Source organism: Siphonobacter curvatus (genome assembly GCF_002943425.1).
Lineage (GTDB): Bacteria > Bacteroidota > Bacteroidia > Cytophagales > Spirosomataceae > Siphonobacter > Siphonobacter curvatus.
Window position 1 is genome coordinate 42,992 of sequence record NZ_PTRA01000008.1, and the last position, 25,576, is coordinate 68,567.

The following is a 25,576-nucleotide window of genomic DNA, read 5'->3' on the forward strand; positions in this document are numbered from 1 at the left end:
CTGATTGAACGGCGTATTCATAGTAGAACCGACTTCCTGACCGGATATGAAAAAACTTGTATTGCTTGGCTTAAGCTTCTTTGCCTTACCCTGGGTATGGGCTCAGAAGCCCATTTCTTTATATACGAATACCACCACCAAACAACTCGAAAAATCCGCTCGTCAGGTAGCGGATGCGGAACAACAGTCGTATACCAAAGCCCTAAGCTTCGCTCAGAAACGGGGCTGGTTCATCGAGCGAATGTACGCCAATGGTCGACGCGTGAAATTGCAGGGACTGGATGCGCTGGGAGAACCCATCTACTTGAGTACCTTTTCAAACGTAGTTGCTGCCGCCACTACGCGTACCAATACACTGCAAACGGGCGGAAGTCTGGGCCTTAACCTGACTGGCGGTAGCAGTCGGATGAGTGGACGTCTGGGTATCTGGGATGGTGGTGCCGTGCGTTCAGATCACGTAGAACTAGCCGGGAGAGTAACCCAGGTAGATAACGCAACAACGGCCAATGCTCACGCTACTCACGTATCGGGTACGATGATCGCTTCGGGTGTGAATCCGGCGGCGAAGGGAATGGCGACGGGGGCTTCGCTACGAGCCTGGGACTTTACCAATGATCTTTCAGAAATTACGGGGGCCGCCTCGGGTCTGCTTATCTCCAACCACTCCTACGGACAACTGGCGGGTTGGGATCTGGACGAAGACGGTACAACTTGGCGTTGGTACGGTAGCGACGCCGTCAGCGAAACGGAAGATTACAAGTTCGGTTACTACGATTCGAAAGCCCAGTCGCTCGACAAGCTGGCCGTTAATACTCCGAATTACCTCATCTGTTTTTCAGCCGGAAATTCACGGGATGCCGCAGGCGTCAATAAACCCGTCGATGGAGCTTCGTACAACCTAGGTTCGGGTTCGACCACCAGTACGAAAGTACGCAAGAGCAATGGAGCATTCGATAATATTCCGACGTATAGTACGGCTAAGAATATTCTCACCGTCGGAGCCGTAGGTGGTCTTCCCAATGGCATCAATCAGGCTTCCGATATTCAACAGGCTTCGTTTAGTAGCTCCGGTCCTACCGATGATGGCCGTATTAAACCCGATATTATGGGCGATGGCGTAGGTCTGCTCTCCTCCACTTCCACGGCAACCGATGCCTATACAACCTTATCCGGTACGTCGATGGCTTCGCCCAACGTATCGGGTAGTCTGTTTTTATTGCAGGAATTATACGGGCAACTCAATGATAATCAGTTCATGCGTTCATCGACGCTAAAAGGGCTGGTTATTCATACGGCTGAAGACGCCGGAAATCCTGGTCCGGATTATAGTTTTGGTTGGGGATTACTCAATGCAGAAAAGGCCGCGATGGTACTGCTAAATACGGATAAAAGCCATTCGGTAGCGGAACGTCAGCTCACTTCCGGCCAAACGTATACGCAGCAGGTAATCGCCTCGGGTCGTGGTCCACTAACCGTTACCATTACCTGGATTGACCCCGAAGCTACGCCAGTCGCCATCGGTCCATCGGCTTTAAATAGTCGTACACCCCGGCTGGTCAATGATTTAGATATTCGGATTTCCGATGGTACGACCACTTACCAGCCCTATATACTCGATCCCAATAACCCTACGCAGGCAGCTACTACGGGCGACAATATTCTGGATAATGTGGAGAAAATCTACATCGCCAATCCCGTTCCCGGTCGGATCTATACCGTAACAGTCACGCATAAAAACAATTTGCAGGGCGGTACCCAGGCGTATAGCCTATTGATGAGTGGCATGGGTGGTACTGCCTATTGTTCGGCTCTGGCGACTACTACCAACGTTAGTAAAATCAGTAAGGTTGTTTTCGGAAACTTCAGCCGTAACCTGCCCGATGGCTGTGGTAGTAATCAGGTCTACACGGATCAGGTCGCTGAAATTTCAGTGGGACAAACTCTTACGTATGAAATTTCGGTAGCCAACTGCAATGGCCAAAACACGCAGAAAACGATTCGGATGTTTGCGGACTGGAATCTCGACGGCGATTTTGACGATAACAATGAAACACTGGCAACGTCTGCTACCTTAACCAGTGGAGGTGTATTCAACGGTTCCCTCACGATTCCGTCTACGGTTCGTGTAGGACAACTTATTCCGCTACGCATCATTAGCCGGGAAGGCACCACCGCCCCTACGGCCTGCGGCAATTATACGGCCGGCCAAACGCAGGAATACCAGCTCAAAGTAGTAAAACCCGCCCGGGACGCGGGCGTAACGGCGTTACTTTCTCCGGAAAATAATTTTTGCCCGAATGGCGGTATCGCTCTTCAGGTAGCGGTGCAGAACTTTGGTACCGAAGCTCAAGCGAACGTACCCGTTACGGCACAGATCAGTGATGGCACTACGGTCGTTGCTACGTTGCGGGGACAGGTTAGTCTCAATGCTTTTCAACAAAAAAATGTCTGGCTTACCAGCGACTTTACGGCTACAGCCAATAAAAGCTATACGATTATAGTACGTACGGAATTGGAAGGAGATCAGCTGAATACCAACAATGCCCTTACCCAAACCCGTACGACCGCGGCCGTCATCGCTCCACAAGCGACGGCTCAAACGTGCGGTACTGATGGGAAAGTGACGCTTCGGAATACAGCCACGGGTACGGCCTTCTGGTATGATGCTCCCAGCGGCGGTAATCTAATCGCCATTGGAAATGCTACTTCACTGGAACAGAAACCCGCGTCCGGAACGGTATATGTAAGCCTGAACGAATTTAGAAGTAAGATAGGACCCGCGACTAAATCGGTTTTTGCGGGAGGTGGATATAACCAGTTTTCACCCGCCCTAACGGTACGGGCGGAGGTTCCGGTTGTGCTGGAAAGTGCCCGACTGTACATTGGCAACTCCGGGAAAATTACGTTTACAGCCGTCAATGCGGCCGGAAGGAATGTCTCTAGCGTGACTTTGGATGTGACGGCTACCCGAAATCCAGCCGCCGCCGGAGCCACTACTGACGATCCTAACGATACCGGAGCAGTTTATCCGTTGAACCTGACCTTGCCCGAGGCAGGTGATTACCAGATTCAGATTTCTTACGCGAACGGAGCTACGATTTACCGAAACCTGAGCAGTAGTACGAAGCCCTATCCCTTCTCCCTTTCTAACGTCTTTTCCATTACTGGAAATACGGCCGGTTCGGCTGCCAACACCTACTACTACTATCTGTATGATTTGAGCGTACGGGCAAACGGATGTACGAGTAGTCGTTTGGCCATTCCCATTACGGCGGGCACCGTGACTTCGCCCGCCCAAATTACGGCCGGAGCGAATGCTACGCTTTGCCAGAACAGTTCATTGACTTTACAAGCCAACACGGGTACGGGTTTCGTGTACCAGTGGTACCGCGAGAATCAGCCTATTTCGGGAGCTACCGGAGCTACGGTTACGGTCACACAGGCCGGCAATTACACCGTTCGTGTATCCGAAGCTTCGGGGTGTGAAACTACATCGTCGCCCACTAGTGTTCAGCTACAGGCCGTTTCGGTCCCAACCATTGGCCGGGAAGAACTCAAACTTACCTCTTCTCAAGCAGTGGCTTATCAATGGTATCGCGATGGTACCTTGATTACCGGAGCAACCAGCCAAAATTATCTGGTGGGACAGTCTGGGTCGTACACCGTACAAACCAAAAATGCCGCGGGATGTACGGCCACCTCCGAGCCTACGACGGTAACCATTACCGCCATTGCTCCCGAGCAAACGCAATTTATTTTTACGCTACAGCCCAACCCCGCTCAGGAACGTATTCGCATTACCTATCAGGCCGTTGGTCTTCAACAAGCCACCGCCCGCATGTATAGCAGCGATGGTAAGTTGATCTTCTCGAAGAGCCTAACCGTTGAAGGGAATCTCTATCAAACCGACGTCGATGTAACGCACTGGGCTCCGGGCCTGTATCTGGTTCAGATTTCAGATGGCCAGCGAATCGTCAGCAAACGGTTTATTAAAAACTAAATGCTGTAACACAAAAAAAGCTCCCTGTTTGGCAGGGAGCTTTTTTTGTGGGGATAAGCCTTATTTCCCGCGAAAAAATTGCAAGGTCACCATTACAAACGTCGAGTATAACGTACTAGTAATGATCTTAATTAACGTCGGTATCAGTAGAGCCAGACTCAGTGCTTCCAGACCAAATAAAAGCGTATGGTGAATCAGAGCGGCGATAAAGGTATATCGAATCACCCACCAGAGATTCATTACGGCCAGTGTAGGTTCGTTTCGTTCTTCGTACCCCCGAGCTGGGGTCAGCAAACGCAAAATAGCCGGTCGTATGAAGGCCAGAAAGACGGTACAGGCCGCGTGTAAACCTAAGGTATTGTAGAAAAAATCTACAAATAAACCGGTTGCGAAGGCCAAAAACAGAACCCGCGTCTGAGGCGTATCGAAGGGCAGCGAAAGGGTACTGGCAATGTATACAAAGCAAAAGGCATGATCGAAAAGAATCATGCTGCGGAAAAAGAAGACCTGAAGCAGTAAATAAACAAGTACCCAAAGAGCACTACTAAAAAAATTCCGATTCATTGATCACTGGCTGTTAGCTATCAGCTGGGGGCTTTTAGCTAGTGATGGGTTCATTCAACGAAAATCCCTCCGTTTGAAAGTCTTATTTTGCCTGGATAGTTTTTTCTAACTGTTCCTGCTCTTTCTGAAGGCGGTTGTTGATGATGTACACGTAAGACAAATTACGAAAATCCGTGGCTAATTTCAGATCAATATCCCAGAAGGTCTGATCTGAGCTAACCCCCAGTTTCTTCACTGTTCCTACCATGATACCACCGGGGAATACTGAGTTCAGTTGGGAGGTTACTACCGTATCGCCCATTTTCACCGACTTATACCGTGATACATCGAATAACTTAACGACTTCTGTATTATCTCCCTCCCAGCGACTGGAACCGATTTCTCCGCTACGTTTTACCTGAGAAGAAATTCGCATGGGCGGATCCAGGTGCAATAATGAGGTAACCAGTGAGAAGTGTTCTGAACAGCCTCTAATGATTCCGACTACGCCTGTGGGTGAAACAACCCCCATACCCGGTAAGATACCATCGGCCGTGCCTTTATCGAGCGTCAGATAGTTATTCTGAGCAACGACAATAGAGTTTTTCACCACCTTGGCTACGATGGGTTGAAAACGGGCTGCTACCGTAGAATCCGCTTTGTAATTGATGATCGTAGGAACCTGCTGGCCTTTCAGCGTAGTCAACTCTGCATTCAGTCGGGCATTTTCTGCGGCTAAACCCGCATTTACTTGACCCAGATTTAAATATTGGGTAATCGATGCCTGGAGTTGAAGTCCTTTCGCTACGTAATAGTTGGTCGTATGAAAATAGATGGCACTCGGGTAATTATTGAACTTGAAGTAAAACCACAAGCTCAACACTTCCAGCAAAACGAATACGATAAAGGCCCGCTGCCGGGCGATAAAGGCAAATAGCGAATTCATAGAATAAGACAGCGGATTACAAAGAGACGATAGAGAACAGCGAATAGATGACAGAGCCTAGAATATTAGCCATGCTAACTTCTACTCTCCGTCATCTATTCGCTCTATACTTTAATCGCTCTTCTAGCTAATAAGCACAGCTTTGTACTTATCCAGATCTTTCAGCACTTCGCCCGTACCCCGTACGACAGCCCGTAGTGGATCATCGGCGATGTGAATGGGAAGTTTCGTTTTCGCACCTAAACGTTTATCCAGACCGTGCAGCAGGGCACCGCCACCCGTCAGGTGAATACCGTTGTGATAAATATCCGCCGAAAGCTCTGGCGGTGACGTTTCCAAGGCTTTCATCGTGGCTTCTTCAATCTTGGAAATCGATTTGTCGAGTGCGTAGGCAATCTCCGAATACGTTACCTTGATTTCTTTGGGAATACCCGTCATCAAATCCCGACCGCGGATTTCGAAATCGGCAGGTGGGTTTTCCAATTCGGGCAACGCTGCTCCTACTTCAATCTTGATCAGCTCCGCCGAACGCTCCCCGATCAACAGGTTGTGTTCGCGTCGCATGTAATCCACAATATCACGGGTGAATACGTCACCGGCAATGCGTACCGACGCTTCGCAGACGATACCGGAAAGAGCGATCACGGCGATCTCAGTTGTACCTCCTCCGATGTCCACAATCATGGAACCGTTGGGCTGCTGGATGTCGATACCGATACCCAGAGCGGCCGCAATAGGCTCATGTACCATGTATACTTCCTTGGCACCGGCATGCTCGCACGAATCTTTTACAGCTCGTTTTTCCACCTCTGTAATGCCGGAAGGAATACAAACGACCATCCGGTGTGAAGGAGTGAAGAAACGTAGCCCCTTACGTTCGTCAATCATTTTAATCATCCCCCGAATCATCAGCTCGGCGGCCGTAAAGTCAGCAATTACGCCGTCCTTCAAAGGCCGAATCGTTTTGATGTTTTCGTTGGTTTTTTCGTGCATTTGCATGGCCCGGTGGCCAATGGCAAGTACTTTACCACTAGTTTTATCGAGGGCGATAATAGAAGGTTCGTCTACTACTATTTTGCCTTTATGAATAATGAGCGTATTGGCCGTGCCCAAATCGATCGCTATGTCGCTGGTTAGAAAATCGAATAATGCCATTGGAAGCCTCTGAGCGTCAGTTTTTTGGTTTCAATTCTTAGGAATGTGCAAAATTAGAGAATCTATCGCAGAATAGCCCGCGAAAGATTTTTTAAATCGTACAACGTAATTAGTTGTTCTTTGCTACGTGTATAGGTATTTCCAATCCGTATGTGCTTTATTTTCAACGCAGAACCAATTCACTCAACCATCTGTTAATCAATACGTAACAATATTTTTACATGAAAAAGAATTCCAAAGAAAAACATACTGCCTCGAAAGAAGAACGCTTTATCACTCAACTAAAGGCCGAAATTCACTCTTTTTTTGATATTAATTACAACGAGTCTTTTACAATTTCTGAGTTGTGCGATCGAATGGATGTACGGGGAAAATCCCTTCGGGAGATTTATCGCCTGATGATCGAGGAGTTGCACGAGGATGGAAAGCTACTACTTGAAAACGGTAAGTATCAGATAGATACGGGCTTAAAATTCCGTACAGGACGGCTTGAACACGTCAATAAAAATTTTGGATTTGTTGTTTTAGATAACGCTCAGGAAGGCGAAGCCGATGTGTACGTGCCTACTGAAAATTTAAATACGGCTCTGGATGGAGACCAGGTGAAGATTTCCGTCTGGAAAGGGAGCCGGCGTTCGAACTACCGTCCCGAAGGCGAAGTGCTTGAAGTCGTTCAGCGAATCCGTAAGGAATTGGTAGGTACTTTCGAACAGATGAGCCCGAAGTACGGCTTTGTTTACCCAGATAATCGTCGCGTTTATAACAGTTTCTTTGTCCGCAGTGAAGATTTTAATGGCGTTCAGGATGGACAAAAAGTGATCGTAGAGATTACCAAATTTCCTGCTGAAGGGCAAAGAGCGGAAGGAAAGGTTAAAATCGTATTAGGCGATGCGGGAGATAACGATACGGAAATGCACGCGATTCTGGCGGAATTCGGCTTGCCCAATGAATTCCCCGCTCAGGTAGATGCCGAAGCGAATGCGATCTCAGAGAAAATTCAGGTTAAAGAAATCAAGAAGCGTCGGGACTTCCGCCCCATTACGACATTTACAATTGACCCGGCCGATGCCAAGGATTTTGATGATGCTCTCTCCATCGAGTATCTGGATAACGGAAATATCCGCGTTGGGGTACACATCGCTGACGTAACCCACTATATCCAGCCGAATACGGAGCTGGAAAAAGAAGCGTACATGCGAGCTACTTCGGTGTATTTAGTAGATCGTACGGTACCGATGCTTCCTGAAAAGCTTTCGAATAATCTATGCTCGCTACGTCCGAATGAAGATAAGCTGACGTTCTCAGCGGTATTTGAACTCGACAACCAGGCCCGGATTAAAGAAGAATGGTTTGGTCGCACCATTATTCACTCCGACCGCCGCTTTAGCTACGAAGAAGCTCAGGAGTTACTGGAAACGCAAGTTACGCCCGATACGGAGGCAGAAATGCAGCCCCAAGAGCCGGCGAAAGGACGGAAGAAAAAGGCAACCGCCCTTCCACCTACTACGAATTTCACCCAGCACCTGCACGTGCTGAACGATCTGGCCAAGAAACTTCGGGACGAACGCTTTCGGAAAGGTGCGGTTAATTTTGAAACCGTTGAAGTTAAATTCCGCTTAGACGAGAATGGTAAGCCGCTGGAAGTCTATCAAAAAGTCCGGAAAGATGCTCACAAGTTGATTGAAGAGTTCATGCTGCTGGCGAATAAACGCGTCGCTGAATTTGTTTTCAACCTGCGGAAAGAAGAACCCCGGAATACGATGGTCTACCGAATTCACGAAGCTCCCGATAAAGATCGGCTGAAAACCTTTGCGGATTTTGCCCTGCGTTTCGGGTATCAGGTGAATGTAGAGGGTAATATTTCCAGTTCGCTCAACAACATGATGACGGCCGTAGAAGGCAAGCCCGAACAAAACCTGATGGAAAATCTGGCGATTCGGACGATGGCCAAAGCCCGGTATTCCACCGAGGAAATTGGTCACTTTGGATTGGCTTTCTCGCACTACTCGCACTTTACCTCGCCGATTCGCCGGTACCCGGATATGATGGCTCACCGGCTGCTCCAGCACTACTTGGATGGCAAGGAATCGCCCAATAAGAATGAATTTGAAGGTCGCTGCAAACACAGCTCCGAGCGGGAGAAAATGGCTGCCGAAGCCGAACGGGCCAGTATCAAATACAAACAGGTCGAATTCATGCAGACGCGTGAAGGCGAAGTGTTCACGGGTATGGTTTCCGGCGTAACGGAGTTTGGGGTGTTTGTGGAAATCAAGGAAACGGCCAGCGAAGGCATGGTACGCCTGAGTGAACTGAAAGACGATTATTACGAACTCGACGAAGCTAACTACCGACTCATCGGACAGCGATCAGGCCGGATCATCAACTTTGGAGATATGGTACAGGTAAAAGTGAAGGAAGCAAACCTGAGCCGCCGTACGATTGATCTGGAGTTGCTAGGCATTATGAGTACGGGGGAAGCTCCACGGATGAAACCCCTGCCCAGATCCACGGGTCGATCGGGACGTAATGAGAACCGAAGCGGAGGTGGAAGAAAATCTTCATCCCGGGGTAATGACAGCAGCCGTAGAAATGGCAATAGTGGGAAGTCGGAAACTAAAGGTCGCAAGCGACGTTAGTAGTGCATCCATCACCGTTCGAAAGACATACTGCCCTGGGTAGTATGTCTTTTCTTTTTTCGTCGCTATCCTGCCCGCTTTCCAGCAAATTTTTTGTACCTTAATTCGTTCTAGTAATAGATTTTAAATAGACGAGTTCGGGTATAATTTTTATACATGGTTTATCGTCAGGCCTCTGCTCCGTATGCAACATTCTTCGATCACTACCTTGCTGGTTCAGCTGGATGAGTACAAGCGAAAATACTATACGAATCTCCTGCTAAAAGGCGTCATTTTTTCAGCAGCGGTCGTACTCTCCGCGTACTTGTTTTTGAATACACTCGAATATTTCGGGCATTTTGGTACGACCTTTCGTACCCTTCTATTCTTTGGTTTTCTGGGCGTTTTTCTGTTTTCGCTGGTATTCTGGGTCATCAAACCCATCGTGTATCTGTACGGAAAACAAAAGCCGCTGTCGAACGAAGAAGCCGCCCAGCAGATTGGAAGGTTCTTTCCGGAAGTCGGCGATCGTCTCCTGAATACACTTCAACTGGTTAGTCTCAATCCCAATCAGAATGAATTACTACGGGCCTCCATCGAACAAAAATCGCAGCAACTCGCCTTTGTGAAATTCGCCGATGCTGTTAAGCTGAATGAGAATAAACGTTACCTCAAATTTGTCCTCGTTCCAGCCTTAGTCATTGCTGGTATTCTGCTGGTATGGCCGCAGTTCTTCACGAAGTCAACGACCCGGATTGTTCATTTCACGAACGAATACGCCGAGGAAGCTCCTTTTACCTTTGTACTGGAAAACAAAAATCTCAAAGCATTTAAAAACGAAGATTACACGGTTAAGCTTAATCTACAGGGTGAAGCCATCCCGGAGGGCGTGTATCTGACGTTCGAGGGTCGTCGGTTTAAAATGGAAACAACCGACCAGCGGCATTACGAATATACTTTCCGTAAAGTACAGCAGGATATTTCGTTTACGTTCGAAGCGGCGGGTTATTCCTCTCCTACCTACGAAGTCGATATTATTGCTCGGCCTAAACTGACGGGCTTTGAAGTTCAGTTGCATTACCCTTCGTATCTCAACAAGCCTGATGAAGTGGTAAAGAACACGGGTAATCTCACCGTTCCCGAAGGTACGCAGATCGAATGGCAGTTTGCCGCCACGGAGACCGAGGCCGTTGAGCTAAGTTTTGAAGGCGATCAGGAAAAAAGTACGGCTGAAAAGTCCATGCTCAGTGGTTTTACCTTCGAAAAATGGGCCAAAAGATCCGGTGAGTATCAGGTCTTTCTGAAGAATAAGTACGCGACCAACCGCGAGCCCGTCAGTTTCTTTCTGAACGTCATTCCCGATAAATACCCGACTATTTCGCTGGAACAGTACCGCGATTCTACGCTCTATAATTATCTCGTACTGGGCGGAAATATTGGCGACGATTACGGCGTATCCAACCTGCGGCTTTTCTATAAGGTAGTTCGTGAAGGTGGTAAGGACCAGAAAGCCTATGCTTCGGTGGGCATCCCCTTCTCAAAAGGACAAACCATTCAGAGTTTCTACTATCAGTGGTCCACGGATAGTTTAAGACTGGCTCCGGGTGATAAAATCGAGTATTTCGTACAGGTATGGGATAACGACGGTGTTAACGGAGCTAAGTCAGCTAAGACGGGCGTACTCAACTATTCCATTCCTTCCAAGCGATCCATTGAAAAGGAAATTGATCAAGCGGTAGAAAAGACGGAAAGTCAGATTGATAAATCCCTGAGCAAGGCCCAGCAATTGCGCAAGGAGCTGGCGGCTCTGGAAACCCGTCTCCGCAACAAGCGTGATCTGGATTTTCAGGATAAAAAACAAATTGAGGAACTCCTAAAGAAGAAGGAAGAATTACAGAACGAGCTTCGCCAGTTGCAGGAACTGAACCAATCGCTCACGCAAAAGCAGCAACGATTCAACGAACAGAAGCCTGAACTGGCTCAGAAATTCGAGCAGTTACAAAAGCTGATGAACGAATTGCTAAAAAGCGATACGGACAAGCTGTATGAGCAACTCAAACAAATGCTCGAAAAGAATCAGGACGAACGGATGCTGGATATGCTGGATCGTCTGAAAGCCAAAGAGCGTAATTCCGAGAAAGATCTGGACCGGGCCATGCAGTTGTTTAAACGTCTGCAACGCGAGCAAAAGCTCGACAAGAGTATTGAAGAGTTAAAGAAACTAGCTGAAAATCAGGAGAAATTAGCTCAGGAAACAGAAAAAGCGAAAGATCAGAAGGATCAAAAAGATGCAGTTTCACAGGATCAAAAAAACAAAAACGATAAAAACGGCAAAAATGAATCTGATTCGTTGAAAAACCAGAATTCCAAGGAGAACCCCTCCGATCAGAAGAATAAATCAGATCAGAATAGTAAGGATCAAAGTACTAAAGATCAAAGCGGAAAAGACCAAAACAAGAGCGGTGAAAACTCTCTTCAGCAGGAGCAGGAGAAACTGAAAGAGGAAATGGAAGACGTGAAGAAAGAGCTGAAAGACGTAGAGGAATTAAATAAAGAGCTGAAGGAAGAAGAGAAAGACATGGGCAAGCAGGAGCAGCAGGAAATTTCCGAGCAGCAGCAGCAGAGTATGCAGGACATGAAGAGTGGGAATAATAAGTCCTCCTCCCAGCGTCAGAAAAAGGCGGCTCAGCAAATGAAAAGTCTGGCCCAGAAGCTCTCGGAGATGAAGCAGGAAGCGGAGATGAAGGAGAATCAGGAAAATATGGATGATCTTCGTGATATTCTCGAAAACCTCGTACACCTGAGTTTTGCTCAAGAACGGGTGATGAAAGATTTTCGCGGTATTCAACTCGCCGATCCCCGCTTCGTAAAATTGGCTCAGGAACAGATTAAGCTTCAGGAAGATGCGAAAATTGTGGAAGACAGCCTTTATTCCCTAGCGAAACGGGTATTGCAAATTCAGTCGTTCGTCACCCGTGAAGTCGGCGATATGAAGAAAAATATGGATGATGCGGCCAAATCCATTCGTGAACGTCGGGTATCTCAGGCCACTGCCCGTCAGCAGTTCGCCATGACGAACATGAATAATCTAGCCCTGATGCTTTCGGATGTACTGAAACAAATGCAGGAAAACGCCATGAACATGATGGCGATGGGCAAAGGCAAGCCGCAGAAGCAGAAAAGCAGTATGCCAAGTATGGGTAAACAGCAGGAGCAGATGAATCAGCAGATGCAGCAAACCCAGCAGGGCAACAAAAGTGGAAAGGCTTTTTCGGAACAGCTTGCTCAGATGGCCGCTCAACAGGCCGCGATTCGTAAGCAATTGCAGGAAGCAATGGAAAAGCTGAAAGGGACAGAAGCCGGGAAAAAACTACAGGGTGAAGTCAATGATCTGATGAAGAAAATGGATCAGACGGAAGAAGACCTAGTTAACAAGCGGATTACGCCGAATACGATCAATCGGAACAAGGATATTCTCACCCGTTTACTGGAATCGGAAAAAGCGATTCGGGAACAGGAAGAAGACGAGAAGCGTAAGTCTGAAACGGCTAAACCCGTTCCACCGAAGGTACCTCCTGCCTTTGAACAGTATGTGAAAGAGAAGCAGAAACAGACGGAGTTGCTTCGAACGGTTCCGCCATCGTTGGCCCCTTTCTACAAGAAAGAAGTAGATAACTATTTTAAAAAGTTGAAATAATTTTAAAAATTAACCAAAAAGCTGAGGCATACGTCTCAGCTTTTTTTGTTTGATGTCTACTCATAATCAACCACTTATCAGCTAACTTAAAAGAGTATAGTTTTATCCACTGACTTATCCACATAGTTATCCACAAGTACACCAGGGTTAAAAAAAGAGCGAAGGCCCTACCCTTTTTCCTTGTACCTTTGTGATTATCAATTCAGTTACCCATGATTCGTTATTTCGTAGAGGACGTTGAATTTCAGGTCCCCTTTCCCCAGAAGACTCGCCGCTGGCTAAATACCGTTGCTTTGGCTGAAGGCTTTCAGATTGCCGAGCTCAACTATATTTTTTGTTCCGATGAGTACCTTCATAAAATCAATGTGGAGTATCTGGAACATGATACGTATACAGACATCATCACGTTTGATAACTCCGAAGAAGAGAAGATCATCAGTGGAGATATTTTTGTCAGCGTGGAACGAGTTGAGGACAATGCCCGTTCTCTCAACGTCATTTTCCAGGATGAACTCGCCCGGGTAATGGTACACGGTGTTCTACACTTGGCTGGCTACCTGGACGAGACGGACGAAGAGGAGGAAAATATGAGACGTCTGGAGAGCCACTACCTTCTTACCAGAATTTAAAAAGTTTTCACGTGGAACATATTTCTGAAATTTTTAAAAGTTTTCACGTGAAACATCAAAATTCAGCAATTTCTTACCCGACGAAACTGAGCTAATTTTCAAGGAGTTAGCTTCTGAAAATGAGTCAACTAGAAGCAAGCTATGTTTAGTGAGTACGATGTAATTGTAGTAGGGGCCGGACACGCCGGATGCGAAGCCGCTCATGCCGCTGCCCAGATGGGATCGAAGGTGATGCTCATTACGATGAACATGAACACCATCGCCCAGATGTCCTGCAACCCCGCCATGGGGGGTGTAGCCAAGGGACAGATCGTCCGGGAGGTGGATGCCTTGGGCGGCATGTCGGGGATCATCTCGGACAAGACCATGATCCAGTTCCGGATGCTTAATCGCTCGAAGGGACCCGCCATGTGGTCACCGCGTTGTCAGTCGGACCGGATGCGGTTCGCCGAAGAATGGCGATTGGCTCTGGAGCAAAATCCTAACGTGGATTTTTGGCAGGAGATGGTATCGGGTTTGATCGTGGAAGAAGGCAAGGCAGTCGGAGTGAAGACGCAACTCGGTATTGAGATCCGTGGGAAAGCAGTGGTACTTACCAATGGTACTTTCCTGAACGGCATCATTCACATTGGTGAAAAACAATTCGGCGGTGGTCGGACGGCTGAGCGGGCAGCGACCGGAATTACGGAACAGCTCGTACAGCTAGGCTTCGAAGCAGGGCGGATGAAAACGGGTACGCCTCCTCGGGTAGATGCCCGTAGTTTGGACTATTCAAAAATGGAAGAACAACTCGGCGATGAAAATCCTGAGAAATTTTCTTACCTGGATACACCCCGACTGACCGAGCAACGCAGCTGCTGGATTACCTACACCAATCAGGATGTACACGAAATTCTGCGGACGGGTTTTGAAAAATCACCCATGTTTGCCGGACGTATCAAAGGACTGGGACCTCGCTACTGTCCTTCGGTCGAAGACAAAATCAATCGCTTTGCGGATAAAGATCGTCACCAGATTTTCGTAGAACCTGAAGGCTGGAATACGGTAGAGGTTTACGTCAATGGCTTCTCGACTTCTTTACCCGAAGACGTGCAATACCAAGCCCTGAGAAAAATTCCAGGATTTGAAAATGTTCGCATGTTCCGTCCGGGTTACGCCATCGAGTATGACTTCTTCCCTCCTACGCAACTCAAGCAAACCCTGGAGACGAAGCTCATCGAAGGACTGTACTTCGCCGGACAAATCAATGGAACGACGGGTTATGAAGAAGCCGCCTGTCAGGGACTCATGGCTGGCATCAACGCCCATAATCAGGTACACGGAAAAGAGCCTTTTGTACTCCATCGCTCGGAAGCGTACATCGGTGTACTCATCGACGATCTAATTAATAAGGGTACGGAAGAACCCTACCGCATGTTCACCTCGCGGGCTGAATACCGCACCTTGTTACGTCAAGACAATGCCGATTTACGTTTGACTGAAAAAGGTTATCAATTGGGTTTGGCTTCGGAAGAACGTTATCAACGGGTACAATCCAAGCAACAATTGACGGCTGAATTGATTGAACGACTTAAAAAATTCAAAGTCGCTCCCGAAGAGGTAAATCCCGCTCTGGAAGCTCAGAACTCCGCTTTACTCCGGGAAAAGGGTACCTTATACCAACTTTTAAAGCGTCCAGAATTGGATGTACGGAGTCTGGGTCGACTGAGCACCGCTGTAGAGGAACTACGGAGCGAATATTCGGAGGAAATTCAGGAGCAGGCCGAGATTAATATCAAGTACGAAGACTATATGGAACGGGAACGGATTCAGGTCGAGAAACTGAGTCGATTGGAAAACCTAGTGATCCATCCCAACTTCGACTACGAAAAAATCACGGCCCTTTCCAAAGAGAGTCGTCAGAAACTCGGACGGATGCGTCCGCAAACCCTGGGTCAGGCTTCCCGCATTAGCGGCGTATCGCCCTCGGATATTTCCATCCTAATGGTACACCTGGGCCGCTAGTTGATAGAGCTGCTTATCGAAAAAACCCCTTCGGATCGAAGGGGTTTTTTCGTAGCCTTGCCCAGGTGTTAAGGATATTTAACCAAGCATACAGAGCTTGTCGAAACAGACACGCGTTGAATCAAAAGACTTCGGCTATTTTTGAAGTATGAAAATGGAAACCCTTGGTCGTTGCCCCGTCTGTGGAAGTGAACACCATTCCCCCTATTTGGTTTGTAAAGATTACACCGTAAGTCAGGAAGAATTTACGCTGGTTCAATGTCCCTCCTGTGGCTTTGTCTTTACCAATCCCCGACCTACCGAAGCCGCGATTGGTGCCTACTACCAGTCCACCGACTATATTTCGCATAGTAATACCCGACAGGGAATCATTGCTCAGGCTTACCACCAGGTACGAAAAATTACCCTTCGCAACAAGCTTAAACTAATCAATGAGCTAAGCCCCTCGAAAGGAAAACTCCTCGACGTCGGCTGCGGTACGGGCATGTTTCTGTCGGTAGGCAAAGCCGACGGTTGGAAGGTTTCGGGCATTGAGCCTGACCCTGGAGCCCGGTCTTTAGCCATGAAAGAAACGGGCGAAACCATCCAGTCTTCGATTCTGGAAAGCTATACCAATGAGACCTTTGACGTAGTAACCCTTTGGCACGTACTCGAACATATTCACCAGCTTGATGCAACACTGGATTGGCTGCGGCAACGCGTGGCGGGTCATTTGATTATCGCAGTTCCCAACTTCCAGTCCTACGATGCTCAGGAATATGGTAAGTACTGGGCGGCTTACGATGTCCCCCGCCACCTGTATCATTTCTCCCAGCAAACCATGCGGGCTCTCCTCGGCCAGAAAGGATTCCGACTTGAGCAGACGCTGCCCATGCCCTTCGATTCGTTTTACGTCAGTATGCTCAGTACGAAATACCGGGATGGAAAAACCAATTACCTGGAAGCGGTACAGAAGGGTTTTCAATCGAATCAGTGGGCCAAACACAACAAGAATAATTACTCAAGTCTGATCTATGTCTTTAAGAAAATCTAAGAGCAGCCGGTTAGCTGTGCTGGTAAGTCTGGCTGGAATTCTACTGTGGGGATGTGCTCAGCAAAGCTCGCCGACGGGGGGTGAGAAAGATCTGATTCCACCTAAAGTAGTCCGGATCGTACCGGAAAATCAGACGATCAATTTCAAGGGAAGAGTGGTGGAACTTGAATTCGACGAGTACATCAACATTGATAATCTCAACCAGCAGTTATTGATTACCCCGGCCATCGAAGGGACATTTGACTTTAAGACGTATCCCAAAGGCGTACGCATTACCTTCGATCAGGACTTTCGGGCCAACACCACGTACACGCTAAATTTCCGGAATGCCTTCAAGGACGTGACCGAGCGGAACCCGGCCCGTAACGTTAAGCTGGTCTTTAGTACCGGACCGCAACTGGACTCGCTCCGACTTCAGGGAACCGTGAAAGAACTGCTTACGGATAAACCGGTTTTCGATGCACTTGTCGGTTTATACCAACAGAGTGATACGCTCAAGTTCTCCAAAAACAAGCCTTACTATTTAACGAAAACGGATAGCTCGGGCCGCTTCGATCTGGAAAATATGGCTCCGGGTCAGTATCGTCTGGCCGCTATCAAGGATGTCAACAACAACCTTTTTTATAATACCGAAAAGGAACAAATTGGCTTCTACCCTAACCCGATTACACTTCCAGGTTTTACAGGTTCGCCCGAATTGAAAATTACAGCAGCTGATCAGTCGCCCCAACGTACGCCCAAAACCGTAGCTACTTCCCGTAGTTTTTCTCTGCTTTATCCGCGAGGTTTACAGGCCATGCAGGTGCGTTTCGAACGTAAGGAAGATAGTCTGACTTACGCATTCATCGAGCCGAATCAGTTACGTTTTTATAATATCCTCAATACGACGGATACGGTACGGGCGACCATAACCGTACAGGACTCGCTGAATCGGGATTTCACGCATACGCAAAAAATTCGGTTTCGGGAACGGGGCAAACGCGATGCCGATACGCGGGAATCGATGGAAGTAAAAGTCAGTCCAAAAACGGGAGAGGACCAGGAACAACTTTTCCAAGTAACCATCGACTTTAGCAAACCCATTACTCAATTCAATCCACTACGGGTAGAAATTCAGGAAGACACCATTCGGCAGGTTATGTTCTCAGCCAACGATTACCAATGGAATCCATACCGAACACAATTGAAAATTGAAAAGGAATTAAAGTTCCGCCGGGACGTTCGAAGTATTTTTCCCAAGGGTACATTCATTTCCATCGAAGGTGATACGGCACAGGCAATACGATTACTCAATCCCCTTCGCGACCCCGAGAAGTATGGTACCATTAGTGGGGAAGTACGGAATGTACAATCTGATTTTATTGTCGAACTCCTAAGTGCCGCCGATTACAAAGTGGTACGTAGCCTTCGGAATCAAACTCCGTATACCTTCAAATCGGTACCGGCTGGAACCTACCGTTTGCGACTCGTTTTGGACGTTAATAAAAATGGACGCTGGGATGCCGGAAATCCGGATGCTTTTATCCCACCCGAAGCCATCATTCTTTTCCCCGGTGAAATCAAGCTGAAAGCGAACTTCGAATTACTGGGGAATGATTTCACCTTACCCTAGTTGAACGAATCGATACATTGGTTTCAAGCCTCGCCTACTTAGGCGGGGCTTTTTTATGCCTGTAGCGGTGTCTTTTTTGATGTGGAAAACTTCTGTGGACAAGTAGCCAAATGAGCTCTAAAAGGACTACTACGGAAAAGCTACATTCAAAATAAAAAATGTCCAAAGATTACGTGGATAAGTTCGTGGATAACTGGGCCATTTTCTGTGGAAACGGGGGATAAGCCCTGTGGATGATTTCTGGATCTATACACATTGCTTAGGGCACAACTCCTAAAGCGGAAGATCGCGTTGAAAACTCGGGAGAAATCCCCCATTTCATACACGAGTTATTAACCGTAATTCACACCCTTCGAAAAACAAACTTTTCCACCGTGGATAAAACACTATTTTGTGCATAACTACGGTTTGATTGTAAATCAGTATATTAGATGTGGAGAAGCATGTGGATAGTTGTGGAGAAGTAGGGAAATAATCAACGAAGTATCAGGCAAGGATTTTAAAAGAAAAACTTTCCCACTTTTCCACTGCCCCTATTACAACCATTAAAAAAGATTTAAAAGAAAGATATTGTTAATAAATGTAATGGTAAACGATCTGTGTAAACTGATTTTCGTTGGGACTCTATTGCTCACGCTGAATGTACAGGCTCAGCTCCAGCCCGCTCAAGTAGAAATGCCCGAAGTACAGTTGGGGCGGGAATACCTTCGTAACGGGGAATATGAAAAAGCCCGTGCTACCCTTGAGAAATGGACGCGGAATAAGGAAACCGTGGGTGAAGTGTACGAGCCCTATCTGGAAAGTTTGATGCGTCTGAAAGAACTGGGCGAAGCCGAAAAGTTTTTGAAGCGTCAGATCAAGAGTGATGGGGATAACCCCTTTTATCTACTCGACTATGCCCGCCTGCAGGAAAGTCAGGGCAAAATCAAGGAAGCGGATAAGCTTTACGCCGAAGCTCTACTCAAAGCCCAGAAGAAAGAAGAGCTAACCTATCGCCTTGGAAAGAACCTAGCCGACAAGGATCAGGCCGATTTGGCTCTAAAACTCTTCCAGGAGGCTCGCAAAACGCAAAATGATCCCCTACGCTACTCCATCCAGATTGCACGGCTCTATCGCATTCTGCAGCAAAATGAAGCGATGATGGAAGAATACCTCCGGTTTGGATCGCAGGAAGGCAATACGGATTTAGTTCAGGGCATTCTTCAGGATGAGATGAAGGATGAGAAAATGACCCTGCTTCTGGAAAAATTACTGTACAGAAAAGTGCAGGAAGTGCCCAATGAAAAGTACTATGGTGAAATGCTGGTCTGGTACCTCATTCAGCAAAAAGAGTTTGGGAAAGCCTTTATTCAGGCCCGGGCTCTGGACCGTCGTCTAAAGCAGGAAGGCCAGAAAGTAACCGAGATTGGCTTCATGGCCATGCAGAACAAGGATTACGAAGCAGCGGGGAAAGTTTTTGAATATTTGGTGAAGGAATACCCCAAAAGTCCCAATTACCCCGTCTACCGCCGATTGCTAATCAACGCCAAAGAGGAAGTAGTCAAAACCACATACCCTGTCCAATTAAACGATATCCGGCTCTTAATTGGCGAATACCAGCGATTCTTTGCTGAAGTTGGCGAAAACCCGCGTACGCTCGAAGCCTTGCGAAACACGGCCCATCTGTACGCATTTTACCTGAACGAAAAGGATACTGCCGCCGTTATTCTGCAGAAAGCAATCAGGAGTGCGGGAATGGATCAGGATTTCATCGACAAGTGTAAGCTGGATTTAGGTGATGTGTACCTGTTGAAAAGTGAACCCTGGGAAGCGACGCTCTTGTATTCGCAGGTGGAAAAGTCAGCCAAGGAAAGCCCTCTGGGTTATGACGCCAAGCTGAAAAATGCGAAACTCTCCTACTACAAAGGCGATTTTGAACTAGCCAAGGAAGTGCTCGACATTCTCAAAAAAGCTACCACCCGCGAAATTTCGAATGATGCGATTGAGTTGAGCCTACTCATTCAGGACAATACGGGCATGGATACAACCGAAACGGCTATGAAGGCCTACGCTGCGGTAGATCTATTGCTCTTCCAGAACCGGACGGAGGAAGCGTTAGCATCGCTGAATGCCCTGTATGAACAGTACAAAGAACACCCGCTGGCAGATGAAATTTTGTGGCGTCGGGCGAATACGCTGGTGAAACAAAATCGCCCCGAAGAAGCTCTGGCGGATCTGGATAAAATCCTTAAAAACTATTCGGTGGATATCCTGGGTGACGATGCCCTGTTTCTATCGGCTAAGATTCAGCAGGAAAATATGAATGACAAAGACACCGCTATGAAGCTGTACCAGGAGATTCTTCAGAAGTATCCTGGAAGTATTTATACCGCCGAAGCCCGTAAACGTTTTAGAAATCTGCGGGGTGACGCAATAAATTAAGGCGAAATGCCATTTGTACCATAAAGTCCGTGGCTTGTGATTCGATATGTACAGGGCCGCAGTGAAATGAGCCACGGGCTTTTCTTTAGTTTTGTGGACAAGTACCCCTCATTGTTAATAACTCAGACAAGTTATCCACATTTGCACACCTATGAACAGCTTTTTCAAGCAAGGCCTTCTATGGGGTTTATTAGCGGTAAGTGGACCCGTAATGGCTCAAGACTCCACTGATAATCAAGAAGATCGTTTTCCTACCTGGAGCTACGGATCACAGAAATTGCAAAAAGGTCCCTGTGACGTATACCTATTCAAGTCGAATCAACACGCCGAGACGGTTGTGGATAACATTTTGAAATCGGCGGGTATGGGCTTTGGGAAACGCAATTTCCAGGTAGTCGAATGCCCTAATACCGATAACTGTTACGCGACTATCATCAATGGAACCCGCTACGTCGTTTATGATAACGCTTTTCTGAAGCTGGTGGAAAACCGAACCCAAACCGACTGGTCGGCGGTAAGTATCATGGCTCACGAAATCGGACATCATATTCTGGGCCATACGTCCGATGGTACCGGTAGCCGTCCTGATAAAGAACTTCAGGCCGACTATTTCTCGGGCTTCGTGTTACACAATCTGGGTGGAAGTTTAGAGAATGCTCAGATTGCCATCAAGCTCTTACAAAACGACGAAGGAGACTATACTCATCCACCCAAGCGTGATCGATTATCCGCAATTGAGAAAGGATGGCGAGAAGCGGATAATTTTTACCCACGTATAGCCAGTAAGGAACCGGTTTCCTCCCCTACCCCATCACCTTCAGTTGCCAAGCTTCCGTCCGTACCATCCGTGACCAAAGTGGAAACTAAGGTCCCGGAGGTTGCTCAAACGGGATGCTTGGCGGGCAACTGTGATAATGGTACAGGGCTTTACGTAAATCGGAAAACACTGGAGAAATACGAAGGTGATTGGAAAGAAAGCCGCCCTAATGGTTTTGGAACACAGTATTATTCAACGGGTAAAAAGAAATACGAAGGAACCTTTCTCAACGGACGCTTCGATGGTAAGGGTACCTTGTGGTACACCAACGGGGCTATTTACGCCGGTGATTTTTCCGCGGGCCAATGCCATGGTAAAGGGATGTTACGGTACGCTAACGGCGATCGCTACTTGGGTGATTTTAAAAATGGCTACCGCCATGGAAAAGGGAAATATATTTATGCTAGTGGATACGAGGAAGTGCTGTATTATTTGAACGATAAGCGGCAGCCCGAAAAATAATGGTATAGTATTTACAGAGACAAGGCCGGATTCCGGCCTTTTTTTGTGCATAATCCAGCCACTTGAAACGTTCGATATTAAAATGTTTTAAATTGAACTTCGAAAAGGAATATATTGGACCTGTACCACTATGGAAACGCAGACCCTAACACCCCGCCCTCCCATGCGTGAAACGCACTATCCCTACGACAGGGTTTTCGATATACTGCCGCAGTATGTACTGCAAACCAATAGCGATGAAGCCCTAGCCTCCAAGATCAATGGAACCTGGAAGAAAATAACTGCTCAGCAATTTGCTGAGCAGGCCAATCAGGTAAGCCTGGGTTTATTGAAAATTGGTATTGGGAAGAATGACAAAGTGGCGATCATTTCGAATAATCGTCCGGAGTGGAATATTGTAGACTTTGGCATTCAGCAAGTAGGAGCCGTATCGGTACCTATGTACCCGACCATTACGATTGAGGATTACCGCTACATTTTACGCGATGCTGGAGCAAAAGTGGTTTTTGTCTCAAGCAAAGACTTACTGGTGAAAGTACAGCAAGCGGTTGAGGAAGTACCAACGGTACAAGCCATCTACACGTTCGATGCTATTGACAGAGCTACGCACTGGTCAGAACTTACTAAACTAGCCAATCCAGACAATCAGGAGGAACTGGAACGCATTAAAGACAGTATCCGTACGTCTGATTTATTGACCTTAATTTACACATCAGGGACGACAGGTACGCCTAAAGGGGTAATGTTGACGCATCGGAATATCGTTTCGAACATTGAAGGGGTAAATCCATATATGCCCATGAAGCCCCACGAACGGGCCTTAAGCTTTCTCCCCTTAAGTCACGTTTACGAGCGTACCATCCTGTACGTTCACATGCGGTACGGCGTTTCCATCTTTTATGCGGAGAGTATGGAAACCATCGCGGAAAATTTACGGGAAGTAAAACCCACCGTTTTTACCACCGTACCCCGTCTGCTGGAAAAAGTATACGACAAAATCGTAGCAAAGGGATATGAACTGAAAGGCATTAAAAAGCAACTTTTCTTCTGGGCGTTGAATCTGGGCCTTCGGTATGATCCCGTACAAGACATGGGATTCTGGTACAATACGCAGTTGAAAATTGCTCGTAAATTAATCTTCAGTAAGTGGCAAGAAGCTTTAGGAGGTAAAATCCGCATAGTAGCGACGGGTTCAGCGGCTTTGCAACCTCGCTTATCCCGGGTGTTCTGGGCGGCTGGAATACCCATTGCCGAAGGGTATGGATTAACGGAAACTTCGCCGGTAGTATCCGTGGGTCGGGTAGATCCGCCGGATCTACGTGTAGGATGTGTAGGTACGATCATCCCAGAAGTTGAAGTGAAAATCGCCGAAGACGGAGAAATTCTGGTGAAAGGTCCCAACATCATGCAGGGCTATTACAACCAACCGGAACTTACAGCCCAAGCTATTGACAAAGAGGGATGGTTTCACACCGGCGACATTGGAGAAATGGTAGAAGGTCGTTTTCTTAAAATTACCGACCGGAAAAAAGAGATGTTCAAAACCTCAGGAGGTAAGTATGTGGCTCCGCAGTTGGTAGAGAACAAACTTAAAGAATCCAAGTATATCGAGCAGGTGCTCGTCGTAGGCGAAGGTCAGAAATTTCCGGCGGCCCTAATTGTACCCGAGTTTGGAGCACTGAAAGTGTACTGCAATCTTAACCAGATTGAATTCACCACGCCGGAAGAAATGGTAAAAAACGAAAAGGTTCTGGAGAAAATGCATCAGGAGGTCGAACGCCTCAATGAAAGCTTCGCTCAATATGAGCGGGTGAAAAAGTTTAAAATACTAGCCAAACCTTTTACGCTGGAAGCGGGTGAGCTGACACCTACCCTGAAATTAAAACGGAAAGTAATTTACAAGAATCATCAGGCTGTAATTGACAGTATTTATCAGTAATCTAGTCCTAGATTTAAACTAAAAAGGGCTTAGCAATATCCATTGCTAAGCCCTTTTTAGTGATAAAGAATGAGTTTATACGGTGGCTCTCTTTCGCCAGATCCAATAAAAAGGTAATCCAGTAGCCATCAGCAAAAGTCCAATCATAGCTTCCGTTGTACGGGTGAACAGGGTATTCACTACCAAAAAAGCACAAAAGATTAGAAACAGACCCGGCACGATTGGATAACCAATTACCTTGTACGGACGATTGACGTCCGGCATTTTTCTACGAAGAATGAATACGCCTAAAGTCGTAGCTCCGTAGAAAATGAAGGAGGCGAAAATGAGCATATCGGTTAATTGATCGAAAGTACCGGATAAAATCAGCACCGAAGACCAGAAGCCCTGAATCCACAATGCTTTGGAGGGTGTGTTGAAAACTGGGTGAATATAATTGGCTGTCTTAAAGAATAACCCGTCTTTGGCCATGGCATAAAACAAGCGGGAAGCCATGAGAATAGTGCTGCTTGTACAGTTGAACGTTGTGACCAGGATTAATAATGAAATGACTAAACCACCGCCATTCCCCAAAAAGTGCTTCACAGCCACTACTGCAGCAATACCGTTCTTGGATTGATGCACTGCAATAATGTCGTCAATCGGTAAAACGTAGAAATAGACGAAGTTCATCAATAGATAAATCGTCATGATGATGAGCGTACCAATCGTCAATGCCCAGGGCAAGTTTCGCTGCGGGTTACGAATTTCACCGCCAATGTAGCCGAGGTTGTTCCAGCCCTCGTAGGCCCAGAAGGCACTTAAACAGGCGAGGGCTAACGCACTTGCCAGCGTACCACCTGACATTTTATCGGCGTCGAAATTCACCGAAGGCTGTTCAATATTCGCCCAACTGCCCGTAGCTGAGAACAGACCCAGAACGATAATGACCAGCATGGTGGAAATCATGGCTACCGTCAGAATTCGGCTAATGGTTTCGCCCATTTTCAAGCCTCGAGCATTGAGAAGCGTTAGAATCAGTACCAGTCCAATAGCGACGAGTTTTACGCTCAAATTATCCAGGGGCTGCAAGCCAAACAGATGGATCGAGGATAGGGATTCGGGCGTAGCGGGTAGCGTGATGAGTGAGCCTAACGACTGAGCAAAAACGTAGGAAATGGAAGCAATAGAGGCCGTTCGGATGACTGCGAAGTTGGTCCAGCCTAGCAAAAAAGCAAAGAATCGATTGTAGATCGTACGGAAATAGACGTATTCACCCCCCGAATCCACCAGCATACTGGCTACTTCAGCGTTACTGAGCGTTCCGGCCAAACTAATCATTCCGGCCAGTAACCAGGCCGCTAGTACTAGGCCCGGTGACTGCAATTCCGCCGACATAGGGGCTACTTTCTTAAACACGCCCGTTCCAATAACGGCACTAATCACAAAAACAATTCCGGAGACCAGACCAATCGAACGCCGAAGGTGACCCTGAGATTCAGGCATACAAGCAAATTTTAGTTGGGAAAAGCGGTTAGATGAAAAAGCAAATTCGGAAAAAAATGGCGAAGTTGGTATAGTTTTCGGTTTAGAGTTTTCGTGTAGCCTAGCTGACTACCCGGTTTCTTACTGCGTAATAGACACGTGTACACTATACCTATACTACGCTTCTGACGTTACTTGGGATTAACCGCTTGGTTGCAAAGGCAGTTTCCAACTGCCTC

General features: G+C 47.2%; 14 protein-coding genes. 10 read left to right on the top strand and 4 right to left on the bottom strand.

Annotation, left to right across the window (positions count from 1 at the left end; all coding sequences use genetic code 11):
• Positions 1-46: 46 nt before the first annotated feature.
• Positions 47-4,000, top strand: coding sequence for a S8 family serine peptidase (locus C5O19_RS23820; protein WP_104715875.1), 3,954 nt, complete (start codon positions 47-49; stop codon positions 3,998-4,000).
• Between the two features lie 60 nt (positions 4,001-4,060).
• Here C5O19_RS23820 and C5O19_RS23825 read toward each other — a convergent pair whose 3' ends face one another.
• The 3 genes from C5O19_RS23825 to C5O19_RS23835 all read right to left on the bottom strand — a co-directional run bounded on the left by C5O19_RS23825 (position 4,061) and on the right by C5O19_RS23835 (position 6,644).
• The gene (locus C5O19_RS23825) at positions 4,061-4,564 is read right to left on the bottom strand and encodes a hypothetical protein (protein ID WP_104715876.1); all 504 of its coding nucleotides are present in this window, start codon (positions 4,562-4,564) and stop codon (positions 4,061-4,063) included.
• An 82-nt stretch (positions 4,565-4,646) separates the two neighbouring features.
• Positions 4,647-5,489, bottom strand: a complete 843-nt coding sequence (mreC, locus tag C5O19_RS23830) for a rod shape-determining protein MreC (RefSeq protein ID WP_104715877.1) — start codon at positions 5,487-5,489, stop codon at positions 4,647-4,649.
• Between the two features lie 123 nt (positions 5,490-5,612).
• Positions 5,613-6,644 carry a rod shape-determining protein gene (locus C5O19_RS23835; RefSeq protein ID WP_104715878.1) on the bottom strand — a complete coding sequence of 344 codons (1,032 nt, stop codon included), beginning with the start codon at positions 6,642-6,644 and terminating at the stop codon, positions 5,613-5,615.
• 221 nt (positions 6,645-6,865) lie between these two features.
• Between C5O19_RS23835 and rnr the strand changes: the two genes are divergently transcribed.
• The 9 genes from rnr to C5O19_RS23880 all read left to right on the top strand — a co-directional run bounded on the left by rnr (position 6,866) and on the right by C5O19_RS23880 (position 23,873).
• Complete coding sequence (rnr, locus tag C5O19_RS23840; RefSeq protein WP_104715879.1) at positions 6,866-9,280, top strand: ribonuclease R; 2,415 nt, start codon at positions 6,866-6,868, stop codon at positions 9,278-9,280.
• Positions 9,281-9,464: 184 nt separating this feature from the next.
• Positions 9,465-12,956: a DUF4175 family protein gene (locus C5O19_RS23845; RefSeq protein WP_207766536.1), complete on the top strand. Its 3,492-nt coding sequence runs from the start codon at positions 9,465-9,467 to the stop codon at positions 12,954-12,956.
• A 212-nt stretch (positions 12,957-13,168) separates the two neighbouring features.
• Complete coding sequence (gene ybeY, locus C5O19_RS23850) at positions 13,169-13,585, top strand: rRNA maturation RNase YbeY (protein WP_094813127.1); 417 nt, start codon at positions 13,169-13,171, stop codon at positions 13,583-13,585.
• A 141-nt stretch (positions 13,586-13,726) separates the two neighbouring features.
• Positions 13,727-15,589: a tRNA uridine-5-carboxymethylaminomethyl(34) synthesis enzyme MnmG gene (mnmG, locus tag C5O19_RS23855; RefSeq protein WP_104715880.1), complete on the top strand. Its 1,863-nt coding sequence runs from the start codon at positions 13,727-13,729 to the stop codon at positions 15,587-15,589.
• A gap of 148 nt (positions 15,590-15,737) precedes the next feature.
• Positions 15,738-16,622 (top strand): methyltransferase domain-containing protein, encoded by an 885-nt coding sequence (locus tag C5O19_RS23860; RefSeq protein WP_104715881.1) that lies wholly within the window; start codon positions 15,738-15,740, stop codon positions 16,620-16,622.
• Positions 16,603-18,234, top strand: coding sequence for an Ig-like domain-containing domain (locus tag C5O19_RS23865; RefSeq protein WP_104715882.1), 1,632 nt, complete (start codon positions 16,603-16,605; stop codon positions 18,232-18,234). The genes C5O19_RS23860 and C5O19_RS23865 overlap by 20 nt, the downstream gene beginning before the upstream one ends.
• Positions 18,235-18,819: 585 nt before the next feature.
• Positions 18,820-20,655: a tetratricopeptide repeat protein gene (locus C5O19_RS23870; RefSeq protein WP_243406499.1), complete on the top strand. Its 1,836-nt coding sequence runs from the start codon at positions 18,820-18,822 to the stop codon at positions 20,653-20,655.
• Between the two features lie 151 nt (positions 20,656-20,806).
• On the top strand, positions 20,807-21,934 hold the full coding sequence (locus tag C5O19_RS23875) for a M48 family metalloprotease (protein WP_104715883.1): 1,128 nt from the start codon (positions 20,807-20,809) through the stop codon (positions 21,932-21,934).
• Between the two features lie 130 nt (positions 21,935-22,064).
• A complete protein-coding gene (locus C5O19_RS23880; protein WP_243406500.1) occupies positions 22,065-23,873 on the top strand; it encodes an AMP-dependent synthetase/ligase in 1,809 nt (602 codons plus the stop codon).
• 75 nt (positions 23,874-23,948) lie between these two features.
• Here C5O19_RS23880 and C5O19_RS23885 read toward each other — a convergent pair whose 3' ends face one another.
• A complete protein-coding gene (locus C5O19_RS23885; RefSeq protein ID WP_104715884.1) occupies positions 23,949-25,358 on the bottom strand; it encodes an APC family permease in 1,410 nt (469 codons plus the stop codon).
• Between the last annotated feature and the right edge of the window lie 218 nt (positions 25,359-25,576).

Bases quoted from the DNA above. Each gene is read 5' to 3' on its own strand.
- C5O19_RS23820 (WP_104715875.1), top strand. From the start codon at position 47: ATGAAAAAACTTGTATTGCTTGGCTTAAGCTTCTTTGCCTTACCCTGG.
- C5O19_RS23825 (WP_104715876.1), bottom strand. From the start codon at position 4,564: ATGAATCGGAATTTTTTTAGTAGTGCTCTTTGGGTACTTGTTTATTTA.
- mreC (WP_104715877.1), bottom strand. From the start codon at position 5,489: ATGAATTCGCTATTTGCCTTTATCGCCCGGCAGCGGGCCTTTATCGTA.
- C5O19_RS23835 (WP_104715878.1), bottom strand. From the start codon at position 6,644: ATGGCATTATTCGATTTTCTAACCAGCGACATAGCGATCGATTTGGGC.
- rnr (WP_104715879.1), top strand. From the start codon at position 6,866: ATGAAAAAGAATTCCAAAGAAAAACATACTGCCTCGAAAGAAGAACGC.
- C5O19_RS23845 (WP_207766536.1), top strand. From the start codon at position 9,465: ATGCAACATTCTTCGATCACTACCTTGCTGGTTCAGCTGGATGAGTAC.
- ybeY (WP_094813127.1), top strand. From the start codon at position 13,169: ATGATTCGTTATTTCGTAGAGGACGTTGAATTTCAGGTCCCCTTTCCC.
- mnmG (WP_104715880.1), top strand. From the start codon at position 13,727: ATGTTTAGTGAGTACGATGTAATTGTAGTAGGGGCCGGACACGCCGGA.
- C5O19_RS23860 (WP_104715881.1), top strand. From the start codon at position 15,738: ATGAAAATGGAAACCCTTGGTCGTTGCCCCGTCTGTGGAAGTGAACAC.
- C5O19_RS23865 (WP_104715882.1), top strand. From the start codon at position 16,603: ATGTCTTTAAGAAAATCTAAGAGCAGCCGGTTAGCTGTGCTGGTAAGT.
- C5O19_RS23870 (WP_243406499.1), top strand. From the start codon at position 18,820: ATGGTAAACGATCTGTGTAAACTGATTTTCGTTGGGACTCTATTGCTC.
- C5O19_RS23875 (WP_104715883.1), top strand. From the start codon at position 20,807: ATGAACAGCTTTTTCAAGCAAGGCCTTCTATGGGGTTTATTAGCGGTA.
- C5O19_RS23880 (WP_243406500.1), top strand. From the start codon at position 22,065: ATGGAAACGCAGACCCTAACACCCCGCCCTCCCATGCGTGAAACGCAC.
- C5O19_RS23885 (WP_104715884.1), bottom strand. From the start codon at position 25,358: ATGCCTGAATCTCAGGGTCACCTTCGGCGTTCGATTGGTCTGGTCTCC.